Origin of the sequence: Streptomyces cirratus, from assembly GCF_014650775.1 — a bacterium.
Lineage (GTDB): Bacteria > Actinomycetota > Actinomycetes > Streptomycetales > Streptomycetaceae > Streptomyces > Streptomyces cirratus.
In genome coordinates this window covers 60767-83374 of sequence record NZ_BMVP01000016.1, presented here as the reverse complement: position 1 = coordinate 83374, position 22608 = coordinate 60767, and the positions used below count along the sequence as shown (strand labels likewise).

Annotated in this window: 20 protein-coding genes and 1 riboswitch; of the genes, 8 read left to right on the top strand and 12 right to left on the bottom strand. The window is 72.5% G+C overall.

The annotated features are described in order from the left end of the window. Positions 1–104: 104 nt before the first annotated feature. From IE207_RS28030 to IE207_RS28015, 4 genes are all read right to left on the bottom strand, one after another. Positions 105–380 (bottom strand): hypothetical protein, encoded by a 276-nt coding sequence (locus tag IE207_RS28030; RefSeq protein WP_190187106.1) that lies wholly within the window; start codon positions 378–380, stop codon positions 105–107. Between the two features lie 204 nt (positions 381–584). After that, positions 585–1394 (bottom strand): LytR/AlgR family response regulator transcription factor, encoded by an 810-nt coding sequence (locus tag IE207_RS28025; RefSeq protein WP_190187105.1) that lies wholly within the window; start codon positions 1392–1394, stop codon positions 585–587. A gap of 119 nt (positions 1395–1513) precedes the next feature. Next, positions 1514–2446, bottom strand: coding sequence for an SCO0930 family lipoprotein (locus IE207_RS28020; RefSeq protein WP_190187104.1), 933 nt, complete (start codon positions 2444–2446; stop codon positions 1514–1516). A gap of 117 nt (positions 2447–2563) precedes the next feature. Continuing rightward, positions 2564–3580 carry a GDSL-type esterase/lipase family protein gene (locus IE207_RS28015; protein ID WP_190187103.1) on the bottom strand — a complete coding sequence of 339 codons (1017 nt, stop codon included), beginning with the start codon at positions 3578–3580 and terminating at the stop codon, positions 2564–2566. A gap of 370 nt (positions 3581–3950) precedes the next feature. Here IE207_RS28015 and IE207_RS28010 point away from each other — a divergent pair, with 370 nt between their 5' ends. After that, on the top strand, positions 3951–5405 hold the full coding sequence (locus IE207_RS28010; protein ID WP_190187102.1) for an amino acid transporter: 1455 nt from the start codon (positions 3951–3953) through the stop codon (positions 5403–5405). 10 nt (positions 5406–5415) lie between these two features. Beyond that, positions 5416–5871 carry an Lrp/AsnC family transcriptional regulator gene (locus IE207_RS28005; protein ID WP_190187101.1) on the top strand — a complete coding sequence of 152 codons (456 nt, stop codon included), beginning with the start codon at positions 5416–5418 and terminating at the stop codon, positions 5869–5871. Positions 5872–5929: 58 nt separating this feature from the next. Here IE207_RS28005 and IE207_RS28000 read toward each other — a convergent pair whose 3' ends face one another. Beyond that, positions 5930–6232, bottom strand: coding sequence for a WhiB family transcriptional regulator (locus IE207_RS28000; RefSeq protein WP_190187100.1), 303 nt, complete (start codon positions 6230–6232; stop codon positions 5930–5932). 234 nt (positions 6233–6466) lie between these two features. Then, positions 6467–7213: a GNAT family N-acetyltransferase gene (locus IE207_RS27995; RefSeq protein ID WP_190187099.1), complete on the bottom strand. Its 747-nt coding sequence runs from the start codon at positions 7211–7213 to the stop codon at positions 6467–6469. Positions 7214–7544: 331 nt separating this feature from the next. On the opposite strand from IE207_RS27995, the gene IE207_RS27990 reads away from it, so the two are divergent. Beyond that, positions 7545–8345: a carbon-nitrogen hydrolase family protein gene (locus IE207_RS27990; RefSeq protein ID WP_190187098.1), complete on the top strand. Its 801-nt coding sequence runs from the start codon at positions 7545–7547 to the stop codon at positions 8343–8345. A gap of 65 nt (positions 8346–8410) precedes the next feature. Beyond that, positions 8411–10105 carry a flavin monoamine oxidase family protein gene (locus IE207_RS27985; RefSeq protein ID WP_190187097.1) on the top strand — a complete coding sequence of 565 codons (1695 nt, stop codon included), beginning with the start codon at positions 8411–8413 and terminating at the stop codon, positions 10103–10105. An 87-nt stretch (positions 10106–10192) separates the two neighbouring features. On the opposite strand, the gene IE207_RS27980 is transcribed toward IE207_RS27985, so the two are convergent. The 6 genes from IE207_RS27980 to IE207_RS27955 form a co-directional block, all read right to left on the bottom strand. After that, the gene (locus tag IE207_RS27980) at positions 10193–10870 is read right to left on the bottom strand and encodes a DUF5995 family protein (protein ID WP_190187096.1); all 678 of its coding nucleotides are present in this window, start codon (positions 10868–10870) and stop codon (positions 10193–10195) included. Positions 10871–10946: 76 nt separating this feature from the next. Further along, entirely contained in the window at positions 10947–12341 is a 1395-nt protein-coding gene (locus tag IE207_RS27975) for a uracil-xanthine permease family protein (protein ID WP_190187095.1), read from the bottom strand. Positions 12342–12420: 79 nt separating this feature from the next. Further along, positions 12421–13641 (bottom strand): MFS transporter, encoded by a 1221-nt coding sequence (locus tag IE207_RS27970; RefSeq protein ID WP_190187094.1) that lies wholly within the window; start codon positions 13639–13641, stop codon positions 12421–12423. A 463-nt stretch (positions 13642–14104) separates the two neighbouring features. Beyond that, a complete protein-coding gene (locus tag IE207_RS27965) occupies positions 14105–14863 on the bottom strand; it encodes an SDR family oxidoreductase (RefSeq protein WP_190187093.1) in 759 nt (252 codons plus the stop codon). 30 nt (positions 14864–14893) lie between these two features. After that, complete coding sequence (locus IE207_RS27960) at positions 14894–15814, bottom strand: RNA polymerase sigma-70 factor (protein ID WP_268250209.1); 921 nt, start codon at positions 15812–15814, stop codon at positions 14894–14896. A 72-nt stretch (positions 15815–15886) separates the two neighbouring features. Further along, positions 15887–18256 carry a chitinase C-terminal domain-containing protein gene (locus IE207_RS27955; protein ID WP_190187092.1) on the bottom strand — a complete coding sequence of 790 codons (2370 nt, stop codon included), beginning with the start codon at positions 18254–18256 and terminating at the stop codon, positions 15887–15889. 321 nt (positions 18257–18577) lie between these two features. Further along, positions 18578–18708, top strand: a riboswitch (FMN riboswitch). A gap of 216 nt (positions 18709–18924) precedes the next feature. On the opposite strand from IE207_RS27955, the gene ribD reads away from it, so the two are divergent. Genes ribD through IE207_RS27935 form a run of 4 tightly spaced genes read left to right on the top strand, consistent with a single transcriptional unit; the run spans position 18925 to position 22579 of the window. Beyond that, positions 18925–20007 (top strand): bifunctional diaminohydroxyphosphoribosylaminopyrimidine deaminase/5-amino-6-(5-phosphoribosylamino)uracil reductase RibD, encoded by a 1083-nt coding sequence (gene ribD / locus IE207_RS27950; protein WP_229874092.1) that lies wholly within the window; start codon positions 18925–18927, stop codon positions 20005–20007. After that, entirely contained in the window at positions 20008–20631 is a 624-nt protein-coding gene (locus IE207_RS27945; RefSeq protein ID WP_190187090.1) for a riboflavin synthase, read from the top strand. It begins immediately after the preceding gene. Next, a complete protein-coding gene (locus IE207_RS27940) occupies positions 20628–21281 on the top strand; it encodes a nicotinamide mononucleotide transporter family protein (RefSeq protein WP_190187089.1) in 654 nt (217 codons plus the stop codon). The genes IE207_RS27945 and IE207_RS27940 overlap by 4 nt, the downstream gene beginning before the upstream one ends. Further along, positions 21278–22579: a bifunctional 3,4-dihydroxy-2-butanone-4-phosphate synthase/GTP cyclohydrolase II gene (locus IE207_RS27935; protein ID WP_308433673.1), complete on the top strand. Its 1302-nt coding sequence runs from the start codon at positions 21278–21280 to the stop codon at positions 22577–22579. The genes IE207_RS27940 and IE207_RS27935 overlap by 4 nt, the downstream gene beginning before the upstream one ends. Positions 22580–22608 lie beyond the last annotated feature (29 nt).

Genomic DNA, 22608 nt, shown 5'->3' with positions numbered 1-22608 from the left:
GGGTCCGGCGAGTGTACGCAGCGCCGCACGCCGGGCGACAGACACGATCAGGCACGAAGGTGGCCGAACAGACCGCCCTGGGGCGGGCGCTTCGACGGGGGAGCTCAGACGGCCGGGTCGCGGTGCTCCGCGCAGTCCCGCAGGGCGATCTCCAGCTCCACGTACGACTCTTCGGCACGCCGGAAAGCGAGCGTCAGCGCCGCCTCCGCACGCGGCGGCAGCTGCTGCCGGGCGCCGTCCTGGGCGTCGTAGAGCACATCCGCCCAGCGCGCCGCCACGCTGCGCAGCCGGGCGAGCAGGGCCTCGGCCTCGACGGGTCCGGCCGGCCGGGTGCGGGGCAGTCCGGTGAGGGCGTCCACCAGCGCCTTGATGTCGGGCATGTAACGGGCTCCTCCCGGGCCGGAAGATCCACGATACGCGCGGACCGCTCGGCCGGGGCGGGTGCCGTCCACCGCTGCGGCCGACGGGCCCGGCGGATCGCCGTACGCCCGTCCCGGCGCGACGAACGGCGACCGGAGCGCGCCGGACGGTCGGCGGCCGCCGTACACCGCGGGCCGGACGGCGGGCGCGCCCGGGGCCGGCCGTCAGCCGGTCGCGTGCCGCATCAGGAGGTCGCGCAGCTCCCGCGAGTGGCGGCGGCTCACCTGGAGTTCCGCCGCCCCGACGCGGACGCTGGTGGTGCCCCCGTCGAGCCGCAGTTCGTCGATCCGGCCGAGCGCCACCAGGTGCCGGCGGTGGATCCGGACGAAGCCGCGCGCCGCCCAGCGTTCCTCCAGCGTCGACAGCGGGATCCGTACCAGGTGGCTGCCGTCGTCGGTGTGCAGCCGGGCGTAGTCGCCCTGGGCCTCGACGTAGGCGATGTCGGAGATCGCCACGAAGCGGGTCACGCCGCCCAGTTCGACGGCGATCTGCTCCGTGGACCGGTCGGCGACGGCGACCTCGGGGGCCGCTCCGCGCTGCGCGGGTACGGCCGGGTCCGCCGCGGCCTCCGGCTGCGTGGGGCGGCCCAACTGGGCGCACGCCCGGCGGACGGCTTCCGCCAGCCGCTCCGGCCGCACCGGCTTGAGCACGTAGTCCACCGCCTTCAAGTCGAAGGCCTGGACGGCGAATCCCTCGTGAGCGGTGACGAACACGACGAGCGGGGGCCGCGCGAACCCGGCCAGCAGCCGGGCGACGTCCAGCCCGGTCAGCCCGGCCATGTGGATGTCGAGGAAGACCACGTCGATGCCGTGGAGCCCGTCCGGGCCGCTCTCCAGCGCCCGCGTGACCCGGCGCAGGGCCTCCGTGGCGTCCGAGGCACCCACGGCGCTGCTCACCCGCGCGTCGGAGCGCAGCAGGTAGAGGAGTTCTTCGAGGAGGGGCTTCTCGTCGTCGACGGCGAGTACGCGCAGCATGGAGCCGAGTCTAGGTTCCGCCCGGCCCCGGCGGAACGGTGTCACGACACGGGTGCGCGGCCCCGGTCCTCGGGGGGAGGGGAGGACGGGGCCGCGCGGTCAGGTGGTGTGCGGGGGCCCTACTGGGCCGTGATGAGCTTGCCGTCGGGGGCGACCGCGTACCAGGTGCCGCCCACGCCCTGGCCGTTGGTGTCACCGGCCTTCTTGTCGCCGGTGAAGGTGTAGACGGGCCAGCAGTTCACCGTCTGCTGCTTCTTGCCGTCGGGACGGTCCAGCACCAGGTAGTTCTTCTCGATGATGCCCTTGGCGTTCGCCTTGTCCACCGGCGGCACCACCGGCCATTTGGCGACGCAGTCGCCCTCGCACTTGGAGACCATCGGCCAGGCGGTGTCCGGCTTGAACCGGTAGACCGTCATCCCGTTGCCGTCGACGATGTGCTCACCGAGCTTGGGGTCCTTCGCCACGGTCAGCGCGCCCGTCGTCTGACCGGCGCCCGCGGGCGCGGCGGCCGGCTTCGCGGCCTTCTTGCCGTCCGGTGCCGCCGCGAACCAGGTGCCGCCCACGCCCTGGCCGTTGGTGTCGCCCGCCTTGGTGTCCTTGGCGAACCGGTACACCGGCCAGCCCGCCACCGTCAGCTGCTTGCTGCCGTCGGTGCGCACCACCTCGCCGAGCAGCGCGGCGTCCATGCCGGCGGCGGCCGTGGCGTCGCCGGCCGCGACCGCCGGCCAGGCCTTCGCGCAGTCGCCGTCGCAGTTGGACTTGGGCGGCTTGGCGGTGTCCTTGTCGAAGCGGTAGAGGGTGAAGCCGGCGCTGTCGGTGAGCACTGGGCCCAACTGGTCGTTGGCGGCGATCGCCAGCTGACCGGCGCCCTTCGCGCCGGCGGCGCCGGCCGCTGCCGGGTCGGCTCCATAGGGGTCCGCGGCGGGAGCCTGGGCGGCGGCCGCGGCCGGCTTGGTGGTGTCGGCCGCCTTGTCGTCGCCGCCGCACGCGGTCGCCGTCATCGTGACGACGATCGCGATCGCGGCCAGGGAAGTTCCGCGCTTGATACCCATGTTGATCTCTCCCACGTGTGGTGTCCGCCGAGTCCGTCGCCGGAGCGTCGGCAACTTGTGCAGGACACGTCGTGGGGGGAGCGCTCTGTTCAGCCGGGGCGGTGTGTCCTCTTTCACCTATCCCGCGTCGAACCCGGCCCGCCGCATGGCCGTGACCACAGCGAGGCCCAGAACCCGGTGTCCCTCGTCGTCGGGGTGCAGCCCGTCCGCGAGGTGCTCGGGTCCGAGCAGGTCCCGGCCCGGCAGCAGGGCCAGGCGGCCGTCCCCGGCGGTGATCCGGTCGCGGACGGCGCGCTCCATGGCGTCGCGCAGGGCGCCCAGGGTGGCGCCGAGCCGGTTGGGTGTGCGCTCGGCCTCGGGACGCAGCACGGGGGACAGGAGCAGCAGCGGGGTCTGCGGGTGGCCCTGCCGGACGAGGCCGATGAACGCGCGGGTGGTCTCGTAGAGCATCGGAGCGGAGAACGGCACCCGGGACCAGCAGTTGGTGCCGAAGGCGAGCGTCAGGGCGTCGGCGGGGAGGCGCGCGATCTGTTCGGCGGTGGCCAGTTCCCCGCGTGCGGAGCCCGCGTAGCCCAGGTTGACGGTGTCCCAGCCCAGTTCCCGGCCGGCGACGGCCGCCCAGCCGTGGGCGGGGCGCGTGGACCACCAGCCCTCGGTGATGGAGTCGCCGTGCACCACCCAGCGCGGGGTCCGCGGGGCGGGGGCCAGGGGGCCGCCGATCCCGCGCACGCCGAGTATCAGCGGCGACTGGGCCTCGGGCGGGTGGACGGTGAACGGTCCGCCGCCGCCGGGCAGGTCGATTCGTACGACGGCCTCCGCGGCCGGCTCGGTCCACACCTCGTGCACCGCCCTGTGGCGGTCCCAGAGGGCGAAGCCGTGTGCGATGTCGCGCAGCGTGTCGGTGGGGCCGGGGACGGTCGCCCGGTAGCGGATCTCGACCGCGCGGGCCTGCCCGGGGGTGAACTCCAGCCGGACCCCGATGGGCAGCGCGGCCCGCTCGCCGGTGTCCCAGGGCAGCCGCATGGTGTCCGCCGGGTCCGCGCGCACCGGCCGGCCCTCGTCGAGCCAGGCCACTCCGCGCAGGAAGGGGCCCGGGTCCTGCCACGCGTCGTCCGCGCCGCTCACTTCTCTCACGCATCGCCTCCGTCGTCGGGTGCGGGAACCGCTTCGACTCGTACCCCGCCCGGAGGGGTTCGACCGCCGTGCGGCCGAACCCGCGGAAAGGGGGTGCAAAAGCGGTCTGCGCAGTGATCGATCATCCGCGCGCAACAAAGGGCCATCTGGGACAGATCCGCGCAACGATCGTGCGGCAATGTGCAAGGATGGTGCATTACGGGCGCTATCACTCAGCTCGTAGGCTCACTCGCTGTACGTGGAGTGGCGCGGACCGCCTGCTCGGCGGTCCCCCATGCCCAGGCAGGCTCCCCTGCTCGCCTGTTCCTGCTCCGGACCGCTGCGGTCGACGCCTGAGAGTCCCCATCCGCAGTGTCAAAGGAGTCCTTTCGTGCTCGAAACCGGCCAGGCGCCACCGCTCACGTCCGAGCCCAGCAAGCCTGCCCATCCTTTGCTGCGCCGCAAGCCGGTCGAGCAGCTGGTCGCCGAGGGCGGCCAGGGTGAGGGCGGCTCCCTGCGCCGCTCGCTCACCATGTGGCAGCTGACGATGATCAGCATCGGAGCCACCCTGGGCACCGGCATCTTCGTCGTCCTGGGCGAGGCCGCCCCCAAGGCCGGCCCGGCCGTGACGATCTCCTTCATCATCGCGGGCCTCACCGCCCTGTTCTCGGCGCTCTCGTACGCCGAGCTGGCCGGGTCCGTCCCGGTCTCCGGATCCTCGTACTCCTACTCCTACGCCACCATGGGCGAGTTCATCGCCTGGATCTGCGGCTGGTGCCTGGTCCTGGAGTACGCGGTGTCCGTCGCCGCCGTCGCCGTCGGCTGGGGCCAGTACCTCAACGAACTGCTCGACGGGACCATAGGCGTCACCCTCCCCGAGAAGATCGCCGCCCCGATGGGCGAGGGCGGCTGGATCAACCTGCCCGCGCTGATCGTGGTCCTGCTCGCCATGGTCTTCCTGATGCGCGGCGCCAAGGAGAGCGCCACCATCAACTCGATCATGGTCGGCGTGAAGATCGTGACGCTCGTGCTCTTCATCGGCATCGGCGTCATGGGCATCAAGTCCGGCAACTACACGCCGCTGGCCCCGCTCGGCGTCACCGGCATCAGCGCCGCCGCCTCCACCCTCTTCTTCTCCTACATCGGCTTCGACGCCGCCTCCACCGCCGGTGAGGAAGCCAAGAACCCGAAGAAGGACCTGCCGCGCGCGATCATGCTCTCGCTGGGCATCGTGACGGTCCTCTACGTCCTCGTCGCCTTCGTCGCCGTCGGCGCCATGCCGTGGCAGGACTTCGCGGGCACCGAGGCCGCGCTCGCCCAGATCATGACCAACGTCACCGGCACCAGCGTGTGGGGCGTCGTCCTCGCCGCCGGCGCGGTCGTCGCCATCGCCTCCGTCGTCTTCGCCGTGCTCTACGGCCAGACCCGCATCCTCTTCGCGATGTCCCGCGACGGCCTCGTCCCCAAGGTCTTCGCCAAGGTCGACGCCAAGACCGGTGCCCCCCGCGCCAACGTGGTGATCGTCTCGCTCTTCTGCGGCGCGCTGGCCGCCTTCATCCCCCTGGGTGAGCTGGCGAACGCCACCAGCATCGGCACGCTCTTCGCCTTCGCCCTGGTCAACGTCGCCGTCGTCATCCTGCGCCGCACCAAGCCCGACATGCCCCGCACCTTCAAGGTGGCGCTGTTCCCGGTGACGCCGATCCTCGGCTTCCTCGCCTGCGCCTACATGATGTACAGCCTGCCGGGCGCCACGTGGGTCGCGTTCGGTGTCTGGATGGCCGTCGGCCTCGTGGTCTACTTCCTGTACGGCATCCGCCGCTCCCGATTGGCCACGGCAGAGAAGTGATCCACCCGCAGTGCGACTGAACGATCTCGACGAACGCATCGTGCACGCCCTCGCCGAGGACGCCCGCCGCTCCTACGCGGACATCGGCTCCGAGGTCGGGCTCTCCGCCCCCGCCGTGAAGCGGCGCGTGGACCGGCTGCGCTCGGAAGGGGCCATCACCGGCTTCACCGTCCGCGTCGACCCGGCCGCCATGGGCTGGGAGACCGAGGGCTTCATCGAGATCTACTGTCGCCACAACACCTCGCCGGACGACATCCGGCGAGGTCTGGAGCGGTACCCCGAGGTGGTGTCCGCGTCGACCGTCACCGGCGACGCGGACGCCCTCGTCCAGATCTTCGCCTCCGACATGCGCCACTTCGAGCGGGTCCTGGAGCGCATCGCGGGCGAGCCGTTCGTGGAGCGCACCAAGTCGGTGCTGGTCCTCTCCCCGCTGCTGCGCCGCTTCACCTCCGGCGCCCCGGCGTAGCCCCGGCTGGGACGATCTCCCGGCCGCCCGGCGCCCAGGACCGCCCGGACGGGGGACCCTAAGCAGACTGCCTGACGCGGGCCGGCGTGCGGTCGTCAAGCAGGGCCCGGCGTTCTTCCTCGGTGAGGCCGCCCCAGACCCCGAACGGCTCGCGGGTCGTCAGCGCGTGCTCCAGGCAGGCCGCTCGCACCGGGCATCCGGCGCAGACCTGCTTGGCCGCCTCGTCCCGTACCTCGCGGTCCTCGCCCCGCTCACCGGCGGGGTGGAAGAACCGGTTGGAGCCGAGGTCCCGACAGGCGGCACGGGCCTGCCACTGCCAGTAGTGGTGGGCGGAACCCGGCAGGCGGGAGACGTCGGACATGGCGGTTCCTTTCCGTGGGAAGTCGTCGGTACCAGCGCGTGTGACCCTTCCCCGCGCACTGAAACCCCTTCCCCCCTACGGGAATCCCCGCGCTCCCGCTCACACCCGCCGCACATCGGGCCGGGGGGCGGGGCGGACGCCCGCCAATTGCGTGCCCACCGCCGCCCCCCTGTTCATCACTCAACCCGTCGCCGACGCTACGGGAGCGGCCGGCCGCACTCAATGAACCCCGTGTTACGCCTTCTTTTCCGCGTCCGGGGCCGCGTCCGGGCCGGCGCCGGGGGTGCGCAGCCCGATGAACACCGGCTCGCGCCGCAGGGTGAACCCCATCGACCGGTACAGCCGGATCGCGCCGGTGTTCGCGGCGGCCGCGTGCAGGAAGGGAACGTCCCCCCGCTCTCGCACGGCGGCGGCCACCGCACGGACCAGCCGCCCGGCCAGGCCCTCGCCCCGGTGGCCGGGATGGGTGCACACCGCGCTGATCTCCGACCAGCCCGGCGGCCGCATCCGCTCCCCGGCCATCGCGACCAGCCGGCCCTCGCGCCGGATCCCGAGGTAGGTGCCCAGCTCCACGGTGCGCGCGGCGAACGGGCCCGGCTCGGTCAGGCGCACCAGCTCCAGCATCTCGGGCACGTCCGCCGGACCCAGCCGCACCGCCTCGGCGTCGGCCTCGGCCCGTACCCCGCCCCCGTCCAGCTGCACGCCCGGGATGGAGCGCAGCGTCCGCCACCCGTCCGGCGGGACGGGCAGGCCGGTGAGCCAGACCTCCTGTCCGGGGCCGACCAGCGACGCCAGGTCCGCCCAGGCCCGCGGGTCCGCCGGGTCGGCGAGGGCGGCGAAGGGGTTGGCGTCCGGCCGGTAGCGCGCCGCGCGGCCCGCCACCTCGGCGAAGTCCCGGTGGGTGCCGGTGAGGGCGGCCCAGACCGGGTTGTCGAGCGGGTGGGCGCCGGTGGCGGTGGGGGTGCCGGAGTCGGGGGGCATGGAGTGCGGGATCCTTCGGGTCGGGGCGTCGGGGCGTCGGGGCGTCGGGGCGTCGGGGGACGGCCATGGTCGTCAGCGTCCGCGCGGGACGCTTTATGCCCGCCTGACCAGCGGCCCGTCACCGTCCGGCGCCCGCCCCCGCGTACCCTCGTACGTACGCCGTCGGCCCACGGGGAGCGGGCCGCGCAGGCTCGGCGCAACGAATCTCCGTACCGGCCGCGAAACACGCAACGAATCGATGCTCCGAGCGCAACGGAGACGTCTTGTCGCGGTCGAACGGACGAACGTACCGTCTAGTGACACCCCTCCCACCCGTCACAGAGGTACGCCCATGCCCCCGCTGCGCACCGCTCTCCTCCAGAGCTCCGGAGTTCTCGGCGACCCCGCCGAGAACCTCAAGAGGCTCGACGAGGCCGCAGCGCGCGCCGCACAGGGCGGGGCCGGGCTCCTCGTGACCTCGGAGATGTTCCTGACCGGCTACGCGCTGGACCTCCAGGACATCCCCGGGCTCGCCGAAGCGGCCGACGGCCCGTCCGCCGTCGCCATCGGCGAGATCGCCCGCCGCCACGGTGTCGCCGTCCTGTACGGCTACCCCGAGCGGGCGGGTGCGGCGGTCTACAACTCCGCGCAGCTCATCGGCCCCGACGGGACCGCGCTGGCGAACTACCGAAAGACCCACCTCTTCGGCTGCTTCGAACAGGACGTCTTCACCCCCGGCGACGCCCCCGTCGTCCAGGCGGACCTGAACGGCCTCCGCGTCGGCATCATGATCTGCTACGACGTGGAGTTCCCCGAGAACGTCCGGGCCCACGCGCTCGCCGGGACCGACCTCCTCCTGGTCCCGACCGCGCAGATGCACCCGTTCCAGTTCGTCGCCGAACAACTGGTCCCGGTACGGGCCTTCGAGAACCAGATGTACGTCGCGTACGTCAACCGGACCGGCCCCGAGGGCGAGTTCGAGTTCGTCGGCCTCAGCTGCCTGGCCAGCCCCGACGGGGTCACCCGCACCCGGGCCGGCCGCGGTGAGGAGATGGTCCTCGGCGACGTCGACCCGGAGCTGCTGCGGGTATCGCGAGAGACCAACCCGTACCTGCGCGACCGCCGGCCGGGGCTCTACGCCTCGCTGGTCTGATCTGCCCGGGCCGCCCCCGCCCACCCCCACCTGCCACACAGTCCGTTCGCAAGGAGCCGTACCCCATGACGTCCACGGTGCCCCCCGCCGTCCCGCACAGCGACGGACAGCCCCCGATCACCATGTTCGGTCCGGACTTCCCGTACGCGTACGACGACTTCCTCGCCCACCCGGCGGGGCTCGGCCAGATACCGGCAACCGAGTTCGGCACCGAGGTCGCCGTCATCGGCGGCGGACTCTCCGGCATCATCTCCGCCTACGAGCTGATGAAGATGGGCCTGCGGCCCGTCGTCTACGAGGCCGACCAGATCGGCGGCCGCCTGCGCACCGTCGGCTTCGAGGGCGCCGGCACCGAGGGCCTGACGGCGGAGATGGGCGCCATGCGCTTCCCGCCGTCCTCCACAGCCCTCCAGCACTACATCGACCTCGTCGGACTGGTCACGGAGCCCTTCCCGAACCCGCTCGCCGAGTCCACCCCCTCCACGGTCGTCGACCTCAAGGGCGAGACGCACTACGCCGAGACCATCGCGGACCTCCCGCAGATCTACCGCGACGTGTCCGCCGCCTGGAACGCCTGCCTGGACGAGGGCGCCGACTTCTCCGACATGAACCAGGCGATGCGCGAGCGGGACGTCCCGCGCATCCGGGAGATTTGGGCGAAGCTCGTCGAGAAGCTGGACGACGAGACCTTCTACGGCTTCCTCTGCAAGTCCGAGGCCTTCCAGTCCTTCCGCAAGCGCGAGATCTTCGGCCAGGTCGGCTTCGGCACCGGCGGCTGGGACACCGACTTCCCGAACTCCATCCTGGAGATCCTGCGCGTCGTCTACACCGAGGCCGACGACCACCACCGCGGCATCGTCGGCGGCTCGCAGCAGCTGCCGCTGCGCCTGTGGGAGCGCGAGCCCGAGAAGATCGTCCACTGGGCCCAGGGCACCTCGCTGTCCTCCCTGCACGACGGCACCCCGCGCCCGGCCGTGACCCGCCTGCACCGCACGGCCGGCAACCGCATCACGGTCACCGACGCCGACGGGGACATCCGCACCTACCGGGCCGCGATCTTCACGGCGCAGTCCTGGATGCTGCTGTCGAAGATCGAGTGCGACGACACGCTCTTCCCGATCGACCACTGGACGGCGATGGAGCGCACCCACTACATGGAGAGCTCGAAGCTCTTCGTGCCGGTGGACCGCCCGTTCTGGCTGGACAAGGACGAGGAGACCGGCCGCGACGTCATGTCGATGACGCTGACGGACCGGATGACCCGCGGCACCTACCTGCTGGACAACGGCCCCGACCAGCCGGCCGTCATCTGCCTGTCGTACACCTGGTGCGACGACAGCCTCAAGTGGCTGCCGCTGTCCGCGAACGAGCGGATGGAGGTCATGCTCAAGTCCCTCGGCGAGATCTACCCCAAGGTCGACATCCGCCGCCACATCATCGGCAACCCGGTGACGGTGTCCTGGGAGAACGAGCCCTACTTCATGGGCGCGTTCAAGGCGAACCTGCCGGGCCACTACCGCTACCAGCGCCGCCTGTTCACCCACTTCATGCAGGACCGCCTCCCCGAGGACAAGCGCGGCATCTTCCTCGCGGGCGACGACATCTCCTGGACGGCGGGCTGGGCCGAAGGCGCGGTCCAGACGGCGCTGAACGCGGTCTGGGGCGTCATGCACCACCTCGGCGGCTCCACCGACGCCACCAACCCCGGCCCGGGCGACGTCTACGACGAGATCGCCCCGGTCGAACTCCCCGAGGACTGACCCGCCCTCGGCCCCTGATCACGGGCCGCCCCCGCGCCTCCCCCGGCGCGGCGGCGGCCCGTTCTCATGCCCGGGCAGCCGGCCGGATCAGGTGGCGAAGGCCCGGGCCGCCGTACGGGGCCGCAGGTTCGTCGGAGTCAGCAGGCAGCGGCCGACCAGGCCGACGCCCGCGTCGAGGGATTCGCGGAACTCCTCGGCGAGCTCCGGGGCGCCGCGCAGCGTCCACAGCAGGCGGGCCGCCGCCCAGGCGCCCGAGCGGGCGCGGTCCAGGCTCCAGGAGCCGAGCAGGTGCGTCAGCGGGTCGGCGACCTCCAACAGGTCGGGGCCCGGCATCAGGTCCTCGCGGATGCGCTCCTCCAGACAGACCAGGACGTCCCCGACCCGGTCGAAGTCCGCCTCCAGCGCCGCCGGTTCGCAGCCCAGGTGGCGGCAGGTGGAGACCACCGCCAGAGCCAGGTCGTGGCCGATGTGCGCGTTGATCCCGGCCAGCGCGTGCTGGAGCGGGTGCACACCGGGGTGGCGGCGGTACTGGAGCAGCGGCCGCCAGCAGGCCGGGGCGCGGTCCGCCTCCACCGCCGCCAGGTAGCGCTCGGCGAAGCGGACCGTCAGGGTCTGGGCCCGGCGCGGGACGGGGAAGTCCCCGTCCCGGACGCGCCGCCGGAGCGCCTCCGTCACCGTCAGGTAGACCCGGTTGAAGACCGCGACACCGTCCTGCGCGGGCAACCGCTCGTCCAGGGCGCGCATCCGCGCGAGCACCGCTTCCATGGGAGGCAGCGTCGCAGCCGGGACCGCCCGATCGGGGAACTTGGCCGTGGGCTTCCCCGGTTCGGGCGAAACTCCGTCAACCGCGCGTGTCCGGGGTGTCCGGGTCGTCGTAGCCGGAGGCGCCCGCGTCGAGCAGCGGCTGCTGCTCCTTGAGGTGCGCGGGGGCGAAGTACCGCAGGGCGTGGTAGCCGCCGACCACCACGATCGTGCCGAGCGCGATGCCGCCCAGCTCGAACGTGCCGGTGACGTGCAGCTTGACGCCGCCGACTCCGATGATGATGCCCGCGGCGGCCGGTACCAGGTTCAGCGGGTTGCGCAGGTCCACCCCGGCGTTCAGCCAGATCTGCGCGCCGAGCAGGCCGATCATCCCGTACAGGATCACGGTGATGCCGCCGAGCACCCCGCCGGGGATCGCGGCGACGACCGCCCCGAACTTCGGGCACAGGCCGAACAGCAGGGCGAAGCCCGCCGCCGCCCAGTACGCGGCCGTCGAGTAGACACGGGTGGCCGCCATGACGCCGATGTTCTCGGAGTAGGTGGTGTTGGGCGGCCCGCCGAGCGCGGTGGACAGCATGGAGGCGGCGCCGTCGGCCGCGATGGCGGTGCCGAGCTTGTCGTCGAGCGGGTCGCCGGTCATCTCCCCGACGGCCTTGATGTGCCCGGCGTTCTCCGCGATCAGCGCGATGACGACCGGCAGCGCCACGAGGATCGCCGACCACTCGAAGGCCGGCGCGTGGAAGGAAGGCAGCCCGATCCAGTCCGCCTCGGAGACCGCGGAGAGGTCGAGCCGCCAGTGGTCGACCGCGGGTCCGCCGCCCACCGTCGAGTGGATCTTGCCGAAGAGCAGGTCGAAGACCCAGGAGACCGCGTACCCGAAGACCAGGCCGAGGAAGATCGCGATCCGGGACCAGAAGCCGGGCAGGCACACCACGGCCAGTCCGGTGAAGACCATCACCAGCAAAGCCGTCCACTGGTCCTGCGGCCAGTACGTCGACGCCGTCACCGGAGCCAGGTTGAAGCCGATCAGCATCACTACGGCGCCCGTGACCACCGGCGGCATCACCGCGTGGATGACCCGCGCCCCGAACCGCTGTACGGCCAGACCTGCCAGGAACAGCGCCACGCCGACCACGAACACGGCCCCCGTGACGACCGCGCTGTCCCCGCCGGCCGCCCGGATCGCCGCGGCGACGCCCACGAACGAGAGGGAGCAGCCCAGGTACGAGGGCACCCGGCCGCGCGTCGCCAGCAGGAAGAGGACGGTCGCGACGCCCGACATCATGATGGCGAGGTTGGGGTCCAGGCCCATCAGGACCGGCGCGACGAAACTCGCGCCGAACATCGCCACCACGTGCTGCGCGCCGAGCCCGACGGTACGCGGCCACGACAGCCGCTCGTCCGGCCGGACCACCGCGCCGGGGGCGGGGGTCCGCCCGTCGCCGTGCAGGGTCCAGCCCACGCCGAAGCCCATGTCCACCACTTCCGTTCCGCCGGCCGGTCACCGATAGCGGCTGCAGCCGGTCGACCACCCGCGCGAGCCAGCGGACATCCTACGGCCGGGCAGCAGCCGGTTCGTCCTGATCGGACGGCCCGCCGTCCTCCTCGCCCGCCGCTCCGCGGCGCAGCACCGCCGCCCCCGCGACCAGGGCGAACGCCAGGAGAGTGACGAGCCCGAACGACACCACCAGCGACGTCGCGTCGGCCACCGCCCCGATCGCCGAGGGCGCGATCAGGCCGGAGGTGTACGTGATCGTCGCCACCCCGGCGATGGCCTGCGCCGGAGCGGGCCCGCTGCGCGCCGCCGCCGCGAAGACCAGCGGCACGACCACCGCGATGCCGAGCCCGAGCAGGGCGAACCCCGCCAGGGCCCCCGCCGGATGCCGGAGCGCGACCACCGACAGCCCGCCCGCGGTGGCCAGTGCGCCGCCCGCCCGCACGGTGCGCACCGGGCCGAAGCGGTCCACCACCCGGTCCCCGGCGAGCCGCGCGACGGCCATGGTCAGGGCGAACGCGGTGGTGCAGGCGGCCGCGAGGCCCGCGTCGGTGTGCAGCACGTCGCGCAGGTAGACGGCGGACCAGTCCAGGCCCGCGCCCTCGGCGAAGACGGCGCAGAACCCGACCGCACCGATGAGCAGCGCCGACTTCGGCGGCAGCGTGAAGTGCGGGGGTGCCTCGGCCTCCGCGTCCCCGCGCGGGTCCAGGACCCCCCGGACGGCGATCAACCCGGCCGCCGTCAGGGCGAGCGCGGCGAGGAGGTGGTGCAGCCGGGCATCGGTACCGGCGTGGGCGGCGACGGTACCGGCGGCCGAGCCGATCAGTGCCCCCACGCTCCACATGCCGTGCAGGGAGGACATGATCGAGCGGCCGAGCCGGTCCTCGGTCTCCACGCCGAGCGCGTTCATCGCCACGTCGGCCATGCCGGAGGTGGCGCCGTAGACGAACAGGGCGCCGCAGAGGGCGGGCAGGCCGGGGGCGAGGCCGGGCAGGACGAGGGAGGCGGTCCACAGGGCCAGCAGGCCGCGCAGCGCGGTACGGGTCCCGAACCGATGGCTGATCCGGCCGGCGAGCGGCATCGCGAGGGCGGCGCCGAGGGCGGGGAAGGCGAGGGCCAGGCCGAGCGTGCCGGAGTCGAGGCCGGCGTGTGCCTGGATCCAGGGGATGCGGGTGGCGAACGAGCCGGTCACCGCCCCGTGGACGCAGAAGACGGCGGCTATCGCGAGCCGGGCGCGGCGCAGGCGCGCGGGGGTGAGGGCGGTGTCCCCGGTCGTCATGCCGACAACCTACCGGTGGTTGCCGCGCCGCCCTTTGCGCTGCTCCGCCCCGCGCCTCGATCGCGGGCGGGGCCGGATTGGCCGCCGGGCGCGAGCGGCTCCGGCTGCGCCGGGCCGTGCGGGGCTCTGCCCCGGGCCCCGCGCCTCGATCGCGGGCGGGGCTGGTTTGGCCGGCCCGGCGGCCTGTTGCGAGTGGGCCCGGTTGTGCCGGGCCTTGCGGGGCTTCGCCCCGGACCCCGCCCTCGATCGCGGGCGGGGCTGGATTGGCCGCCGGGCCTTGCGGGGCTCTGCCCCGGGCCCCGCGCCTCGATCGCCGGCGGGGCTGGTTTGGCCGGCCCGGCGGCCTGTTGCGAGTGGGCCCGGTTGTGCCGGGTTGCGCCCGGGGCCCGCGGCGCAACCGTCGGCGGGCTGGATTTGCCGGCCGGGCGCGAGCTGTTCCGGGCCTGGCCACCGGCCCCGCGTCTCATTCGCGGATGGGGCGGTCATGGGGCGTCTTGAGGAACTCCGCGAAGCTCTGGCGGCCCACCGCGTGGGTCGGGGTCAGGTGGCCGCCGTGGCGGAAGGCCGCGTAGGCCTTGCCGGCCAGGGGGACGCCGAGGACGCGCCGACGGCGGCCCGTCGCCGCGAGGCCCGCGCGGGCGAGCTCCGTCAGGGAGTGGATCTCCGGGCCGCCCATGTCCGGGACCCGGCCCGCCGGCTCCGGCACCGCCAGCTCCGCGAGCCGGTCCGCGACCTCCTCGGCCGCGATCGGCTGCATCCGTACCCCCTTGGGCACCGGCACCACCACCGGCAGCTTCCCCATCACGTTCACCGCCTTCGCCACGAGGTCGTGGAACTGGGTCGTCCGCAGGATCGTGAGCCCCAGCCCCGACTCCTCCAGCATCCGTTCCACCTTGAGCTTCGTCACGTAGTAGCCGTACGGCACCACGTCCACCCCGACGATCGAGATGTAGACGATGTTGCCGACGGTCCCCGCCCGCCGGGCCGCCTCGATCAGGTGCCCGGCCGCCACGTCGTCACCGCCCCTCGGCGAACTCGCGCAGTGCACGACGACCTCCACGCCCGCCATCGCCGCGTCCAGTCCGCTGCCGTCCCGGAGGTCGACGGGGTACTCCTTCGCGTGCCGGCTCAGGACGCGGACCTCGTGGCCCGCCTCCCGCAGCCGGGTGACGACGAGCGCCCCGACGGTGCCGGTGCCTCCGGTGACCAGGATCGTGTTCATGGTGGTGTCGTCCTTCCGGGACAGGTGCGTTTACCAGCCAGGACCGGGCAGCCTCCCCGGATGTGACAGCTGCCGCCGCAGGAATTGCAGCTTTTCCGGGTTCAGGACCGCCCGAATGCCGTTCACCAGCCCGTCCGGCCCGTCCCCGAACTCGACGACCAGCACGCTGACCTCGCCGAAGACCAGCGCGGGCATCCCGTTGACCTCCGCCAGGGCGACCGGCAGGCCCGACGCGAACTTCTCCAGAACGCCCACCAGGAACCGGGCCACCTTGTCCCGACCCACGATCGGCCGCCGCGCCGCGCTGACCACCCCGCCGCCGTCCGACACCAACCGTGCGTCGGCGCTCAGCAGGGTCTCCAGCCGCGCCACGTCACCGTCGCGCGCGGCCGCCATGAAGGTGTCCACCAGGCCCTGCCAGCGCTGCGGGTCCGGTGGCCGCAAACGCGGACGCTGGGCTTCCACCCGCTGGGCCGCACGCCGGTACAGCTGGCGGGAGTTGGCCTCGGTGAGGTCGAGCAGCTCGGCGATCTCCCGGTGCCCGTACGCGAAGGCCTCGCGCAGCACGTACACCGCCCGCTCCACCGGCGTGAGCTGCTCCAGCAGCACGAGCAGGGCCATCGAGACGCTGTCCCGCCGCTCCGCGGAGTCCAGCGGGCCGAGCGTGCCGTCCGAGGTGAGCACCGGTTCCGGGAGCCAGGGACCGACGTACTCCTCGCGCCGGGCCCGGGCCGAGGTCAGGCGGTTCAGGCACAGGCGGGTCACGGTCTTCGCGAGCCAGGCGCCGGGGTACTCGACGTCGTCCCGGTCGGCCGCGCTCCAGCGCAGGTACGCGTCCTGGACGGCGTCCTCCGCCTCGTGTGCGGAGCCCAGCATCCGGTAGGCGATGCCGAACATCCGGCCCCGGTGTTCCTCGAAGTCGGCCGCGGAGGCGGCCACAGGCGTGCTCACATCAGCAGCGTACGCGGGAGGACCCGGTGGCCGCCGGGCCACCGGGTCCTGACCTGCACTCACCTCGGGTTGTCAGCAGGCACCCTGGTCCTTCCAGACGCCCCAGTCGCCCGTGGTGCCGGGCTCCTCGTTCTGCGTCCACCACTGGGCCTTCCAGGTGTGGCCCTTGTGGGAGACGAGGTTCCCGCTGTTGTAGACCGTGCCCGCGACGTACGCCGGAGCGGTGCAGGTCCCGCCGGGGGGAGTGGTCGGGGGCGTGGTGGGGGGCGTCGTGGGCGGAGTGGTCGGGGGAGTGGTGGGCGGCGTGGTCGGGGGCTGGGTGCCACCCGGCTCGACCACCGTCGTGCCGCGCGCCAGATCCCCGGCGAGGGCGTAGGTGGTGCCGGAGATGTTCACCGTCCAGTTGGAGGGCGTGGAGACCGGCAGGTAGTAGTTGAACGCCAGGTCCACCGAGGTGCCGGGAGCCAGTGTCTGCCAGGCCGGCAGCTTCAGCGAGACCCGCTGGAAGTCGCCCTTGAGGCCGCCGACATTGTTGCCGCTGTGGCCGGTACTGATCACCTTGGTGCCGAAGCCCGACTGGTCCGAGGCGTTGGCCGGGGCCGAGGTCCCGTAGTCGAACTGGAACTCGGTGCCGCCGGGCAGCGTGGCCTTCGTGTTGTTGGTGATCCTGAGCTTCGGGGTGATCGGGTAGTTGGCGTCGCCCAGCTTGAAGTCGGTGAACTCCGTCCTGATGTCCACGGCCTGGGCGGGCGGCGTGCCGCCCGCCGTCTTCGCCCCGTACGGCGCGGCCGACTTGAACTTCTCGTACATCGTCGTGGTGAGCGTGTCGCCCATCTCGTACTGGCCCTTGGCGGCGTTGTACCCGTAGTCGCCCGCCAGTTCCCAGACCATCGTGCCGCCGATGCCCCTGTTCACCACGTAGTCGGCCTTGGTGGCGACGGACTGTTCGTCCTCCGTCGACAGGAAGACCTTCTTCTGGTCGTTCCACAGCCACGGCGCCACCAGCGTGGAGTCGTACTTGCGGACGTAGGTGCCGGTCAGCGTGGTGGTCGCCGGGAAGCCGTACTTCGTGACGTAGTCGCCGACGACCCCCTTCTCCAGGTTCTTCGCGTGCCACATCGGGTTGGAACCGGCCGGGGACTCCTTCCCCGCCGTGTCCAGGTCGTGCCAGAGGTTGTCGATGCCGACCGCGCCGTCACCGCACTTGGTCAGTCCGGCCCCGGCCGGACAACTGGTGGCCGGGGCCTTGCCCCAGAGGCCGTCCGTGCCGCCCTGCACGTTCTTGAAGCCGCGGGTGTAGTACGGCAGGCCCATGTTGATGCGGCCGGCGGGCATCGAGCCGCGGAAGTAGTGGTAGGCCCAGTCGGAGTTCAGATAGCCGATGCCGCCGTACTGGGAGGTGGAGTAGACGCCCGCGGCGGCCAGTTCGCCGTCCTTGCCGTCGTCGAAGAGGGAGGCGTTGGGGCCGACGTACTCGTTCCAGGCGCCGTGCAGGTCGTAGGACATGATGTTGACGTAGTCCAGGTACTTCTGCACCTGGAACGTCTCCATGCCCCGCAGCAGGTAGCCGGAGGAGGGCGCGGCGACCGAGAGCAGGTAGTGCCTGCCGTCGGCGGCGCCCGCGCGGTCGAGCCTCTCGCGCAGCGACTTCATCAGCGCGGCGTAGCCCTTGACCAGTCCGGCCCGGCGGGCGTTGGAGAGCTGCCAGTCCAGCGGGTTGCCCGCGTCCTTCATCGTCGTGGGGTACTCGTAGTCGATGTCGACGCCGTTGAAGCCGTACTTGCGGATGAACGCGACGGAGGAGTCGGCGAAGGTGTCGATGCCCGCCTGGTTGACGGAGCCGTCGGCGTTGGTTGCCATCGAGTAGAAGCCGCCGGAGGCGACGCGGTTGCCGTCGTCGCCGAAGTAACCGCCCGTCTCCGCCCAGCCGCCCACCGAGATCAGCGTCTTGACGTTCGGGTACTGCTTCTTGAATTTGTTCAGCAGGTTGAAGTGGCCCTTGTAGGGGAGGGCCGGGTCCATCTCGGCTCCGGCGACGTCGGGCCAGGTCATTGCGGTGGCGGCGTTGGCGGAGTTGTCCGCGCCCACCGAGATCTTGTTGTCGGCACCGACGTGGGCGAAGGCGTAGTTCAGGTGGGTGACCTTGGACCACGGGACGTTGTTGGCGAGGTAGGCGGGGGTGCCGTCCTTGCCGGTACGCCAGCCGGTGAAGTAGCCGATGACGCGCCGCTGGTGGTCGGCGCCCATCTTCTCTCGGCCTTCGGAGTCGTAGACCGAGCAGTACGGGACGTCGACACCGGGCGTCGTGTACAGCCCGTCGGGGCGGCAGCCTTGGTTGTCGGCGGCCTGGGAGACGCCCGTCGAGAGCCCGGCGACCAGCAGTCCGGCGATCGCTGCACCGGATGCCAGGAGCATGGCTCTCGTACGTGTGGGGGACGGCATTGTGCCTCCTGGGGAGGGGAGGATGGCGGGACACGACCTTGGGCAGCGTGGGGCAACGTGCGGAAGAGTGGCGCTGGTTGGCCCGCGGCGTGCGCACGCCGACGGACCGCCTCCCGGGGAAGATGAAGGGAACGTTAAGAGGACTAGACCATCGCGTCAATAGGTCTGGACCAAAGGGCGCACGGCCGCGTGCGGGGCCTGCGCCGCGCTGCGAGTGGCGCAATAGCTCCGCTCAAGAACGGCCGGTTTGTGATCCAGGCCACAGCGCCTCACCCGCATGGCCGCAGATCGGCCGTGGCACACTGGCCCTAGTACCAGTAGCAGCGCACTCCGGGGTCGGTGCAATTCCGAACCGGCGGTTATAGTCCGCGACCCGTCCGCATCCAGCGGCCGGTTGACCAGGTGAAATTCCTGGACCGACGGTTAAAGTCCGGATGGGAGGCAGTGCGCGGCGGGCCAGTCACCGGTACGCCGCCGTCGGCGGTCCATCGGGCGTATCCCACGGGATACCACCGAACGGACCCGCTTTTCCGGCCCGGCGTCCCCGCGTGTGCTTCCCGCTTCATCTGTCGTATCCCGACAGGCCCCGGAGTCCGTGCCCGATGAGGCAGGAGGACCCGGTGGCGACAGACGCCACGCAGAACGCACCCGAGACGGGTGCCGCCGCCATGCGCCGGGCGATCGCCCTCGCGGCCCGCGGACTCGGCTCCACCAGCCCCAACCCCGTCGTCGGCTGCGTCATCACCGACGCCGCCGGAACGGTCGTCGGCGAAGGCTGGCACCAGCGCGCCGGCGGTCCGCACGCCGAGGTCCACGCCCTGCGCGCCGCGGGCCCCGCCGCCCGCGGCGGCACCGCCTACGTCACCCTCGAACCCTGCAACCACACCGGACGCACCGGACCCTGCGCGCAGGCCCTGATCGAAGCGGGCGTCACCCGCGTCGTCTACGCCGTCCCCGACCCGAATCCGCAGGCCAGCGGCGGCGCCGCCACCCTGCGCGCGGCCGGGGTCGAGACCGAGGGCGGGTTCCTGCGGGCCGAGGCCGAGGCGGGCAACGCCGCCTGGCTGACCTCCGTACGCCTCGGCCGCCCCCACGTCACCTGGAAGTACGCCGCCACCCTCGACGGCCGCAGCGCCGCCGCCGACGGCAGCAGCCGCTGGATCACCTCCCCCGAGTCCCGCGCCGACGTCCACCGGCTGCGCGCCGAGGCCGACGCCGTCCTCGTGGGCGGCGGCACCCTGCGCGCCGACGACCCGCACCTCGCCGTACGCGGCGTCGAAGGGGCCACCCAGCCCCTGCGCGTCGCCCTCGACACCCACGCCGCCCTCCTCCCCGGAGCACGCGTCCTCGACGACGCGGCCCCGACCCTGCTCGTCGTCGCGGAGAACGCCGACACCCGGCACCTGCCCGGCGTCGACCTGCTCCGGCTGCCCCTGCGCGACGGCCGCGTCCCCGTCCCCGAACTCCTCGCGGCCCTGCACGCCCGCGGCGTGCGCTCCGTGTTCCTCGAAGGCGGCCCCTCCCTGGCGGGCTCCTTCCTCGAAGCCGGGGCCGTCGACCGCGTCGTCGGCTACCTCGCCCCCGCCCTGCTCGGCTCCGGCCCCGCGGCACTCGCCGACGCCGGCATCACGACCATCGCCCGGGCGGTGCGCCTGCAGATCACCGAGGCCGTCCGCATCGGCACCGACCTGCGCATCACCGCCGTCCCCACCGCCACCGCCGTCCCCACCACCGCCCCCAAGGAGCACTGAGTGTTCACCGGAATCGTCGAAGAACTGGGCGAGGTCACCGCCGTCGAGCAGCTCGCCGAAGCCTCGCGCTTCCGCCTGCGCGGCCCCCTCGTCACCGAGGGCGCGAAGCACGGCGACTCCATCGCCGTCAACGGTGTCTGTCTGACCGTCGTGGAGACCGCGGACGGCCAGTTCACCGCCGACGTCATGCAGGAGACGCTGAACCGCTCCGGCCTCGGCGCCCTGGCCAAGGGCTCGCGGGTCAACCTGGAGCGTCCGATGGCGCTCGGCGGGCGCCTCGGCGGCCACCTCGTCCAAGGACACGTGGACGGCACCGGCGAGATCATCTCCCGCACCCCCTCCGAGCACTGGGAGATCGTCAAGGTCGCCCTCCCGGCGAACCTGTCGCGCTACGTCGTGGAGAAGGGCTCCATCACCGTCGACGGCGTCAGCCTCACCGTCGTGGAGGCCGCCGCCGACTGGTTCACGGTCAGCCTCATCCCGACCACCCTCGCCCTGACCACGCTCGGCCTCAAGCAGCCCGGCGACCCGGTCAACCTGGAGGTCGACGTCCTCGCCAAGTACGTGGAACGTCTGCTGGCCGCCGGAGTGGACCCGCTGCGCACCGAAGGAGAAGCCAAGTGAGCGCCCTGACCTGGCTCAACACCGAGGCCTTCGAGATCGTCGGCCAGAAGGTCATCTGGTCCGACATGATCGGCAACCTGATGGGCCTGGCCGCCCTCGCCCTCGGCTGGCGCCGCTCCATCTGGACCTGGCCCGCCCAGCTCCTGTCCGGCCTCATCCTGATCGCCGCCTACGCCTCCGCCCACCTCCCCGGCGGCGTCGGCAAGCAGCTCCTGGTCATCGGCGTGGCCGTATGGGGCTGGCGCGCCTGGCAGCGCGGCAGGCAGCAGGCCCAGGACGGCTCCATCGCCGTACGCACCGCCACCTGGCGCGAGCGCGGCCTGCTCCTGGCCGGAGCGGCGCTCGGCACCCTCGCCGTGGGCGGCCTCTTCACCCTGTTCCCGAACCTGTCGTGGAGCCCGTGGGCCGACGCCTACATCTTCGTCGGCACCATCGTGGCCATGGTCGCCCAGGCCCGCGGCCTGGTCGAGTTCTGGTTCGCCTGGCTCCTCGTCGACCTCGTCGGCGTACCGCTCGCCTTCACGGGCGGCCTCGCCTTCTCCGGCCTCGTCTACGTCGTCTACTTCGCGCTCGTCCTGTGGGGCGCGTACGACTGGTACCAGCGCTCGCGCACCACCACCGCCCCGGCCCTCGAAGGAGCAGCGGCATGACCCCCCTCAAGCCCGTGCCGGACATGCCCGAAGGCCTCACCGCGCAGACCTTCCGCCTCGACCCGGTCGAGCAGGCCATCCGGGACATCGCGGCCGGCCGCCCGGTCGTCGTCGTCGACGACGAGGACCGCGAGAACGAGGGTGACCTCGTCATCGCCGCCGAGAAGGCCACCCCCGAGATCATCGCGTTCATGATGAGCGAGTGCCGCGGCCTGATCTGCGCCCCCATGGAGGGGCCCGAGCTGGACCGCCTCGAACTTCCCCAGATGGTCCAGCACAACACCGAGTCGATGAAGACCGCCTTCACCGTCTCCGTCGACGCGAGCGCCGCCCACGGCGTCAGCACCGGCATCTCCGCTGCCGACCGCGCCACCACCCTGCGGCTGCTGGCCGCCGGCACCTCCGGGCCCTCGGACTTCGTCCGCCCCGGCCACATCTTCCCGCTGCGCGCCAAGGCCGGCGGCGTCCTCGTCCGCAACGGCCACACCGAGGCCGCCGTCGACCTGGCCCGCCTCGCGGGCCTGCGCCCGGCCGGCGCCATCGTGGAGATCGCCGGTGAGGACGGCGTGATGCTGCGGCTGCCCGAGCTGATCCCCTTCGCCCGCAAGCACGGTCTGACGATCATCTCGATAGAGGATCTGATCGCCTACCGCCGCTCCGCCGAGCCGACCGTCCGCCGCGAGGCCGAGGTCAACCTGCCGACCGCCTTCGGCACCTTCACGGCCTACGGCTACCGCTCCACCGTCGACGGGGTCGAGCACGTGGCCCTCGTCCACGGCGAGGTCGGCGACGGCAGCGACATCCTGGTCCGGATGCACTCCGAGTGCCTGACCGGAGACATCTTCCAGTCCCAGCGCTGCGACTGCGGCCCGCAGCTGCACGCCTCCATGGCCCGCATCCAGGCCGAGGGCCGCGGCGTGGTCGTCTACCTGCGCGGACACGAGGGCCGCGGCATCGGACTGCTGTCCAAGCTGCGCGCGTACGAACTCCAGGAGCGCGGCCGCGACACCCTGGACGCCAACCTGGAGCTCGGCCTGCCCGCCGACGCCCGCGACTACGGGGCCGGCGCGCAGATCCTCGCCGACCTCGGCGTGCACAGCGTGCGGCTGCTCACCAACAACCCCGACAAGGCGGACGCCCTCGTCGGCCACGGCATCGCCGTCGCCGGCCGGGAGTCGATGCCGATCGAGGCGGGCGAGCACAACCTGCGGTACCTGCGCACCAAGCGCGACCGGATGGGCCACGACCTGCCCTGGCTGGACGGCCCCGTGACCACCTCCGCCTGCGGCAACCAGTAACCCCGTCACCACCCCACCCCCCTACGTAC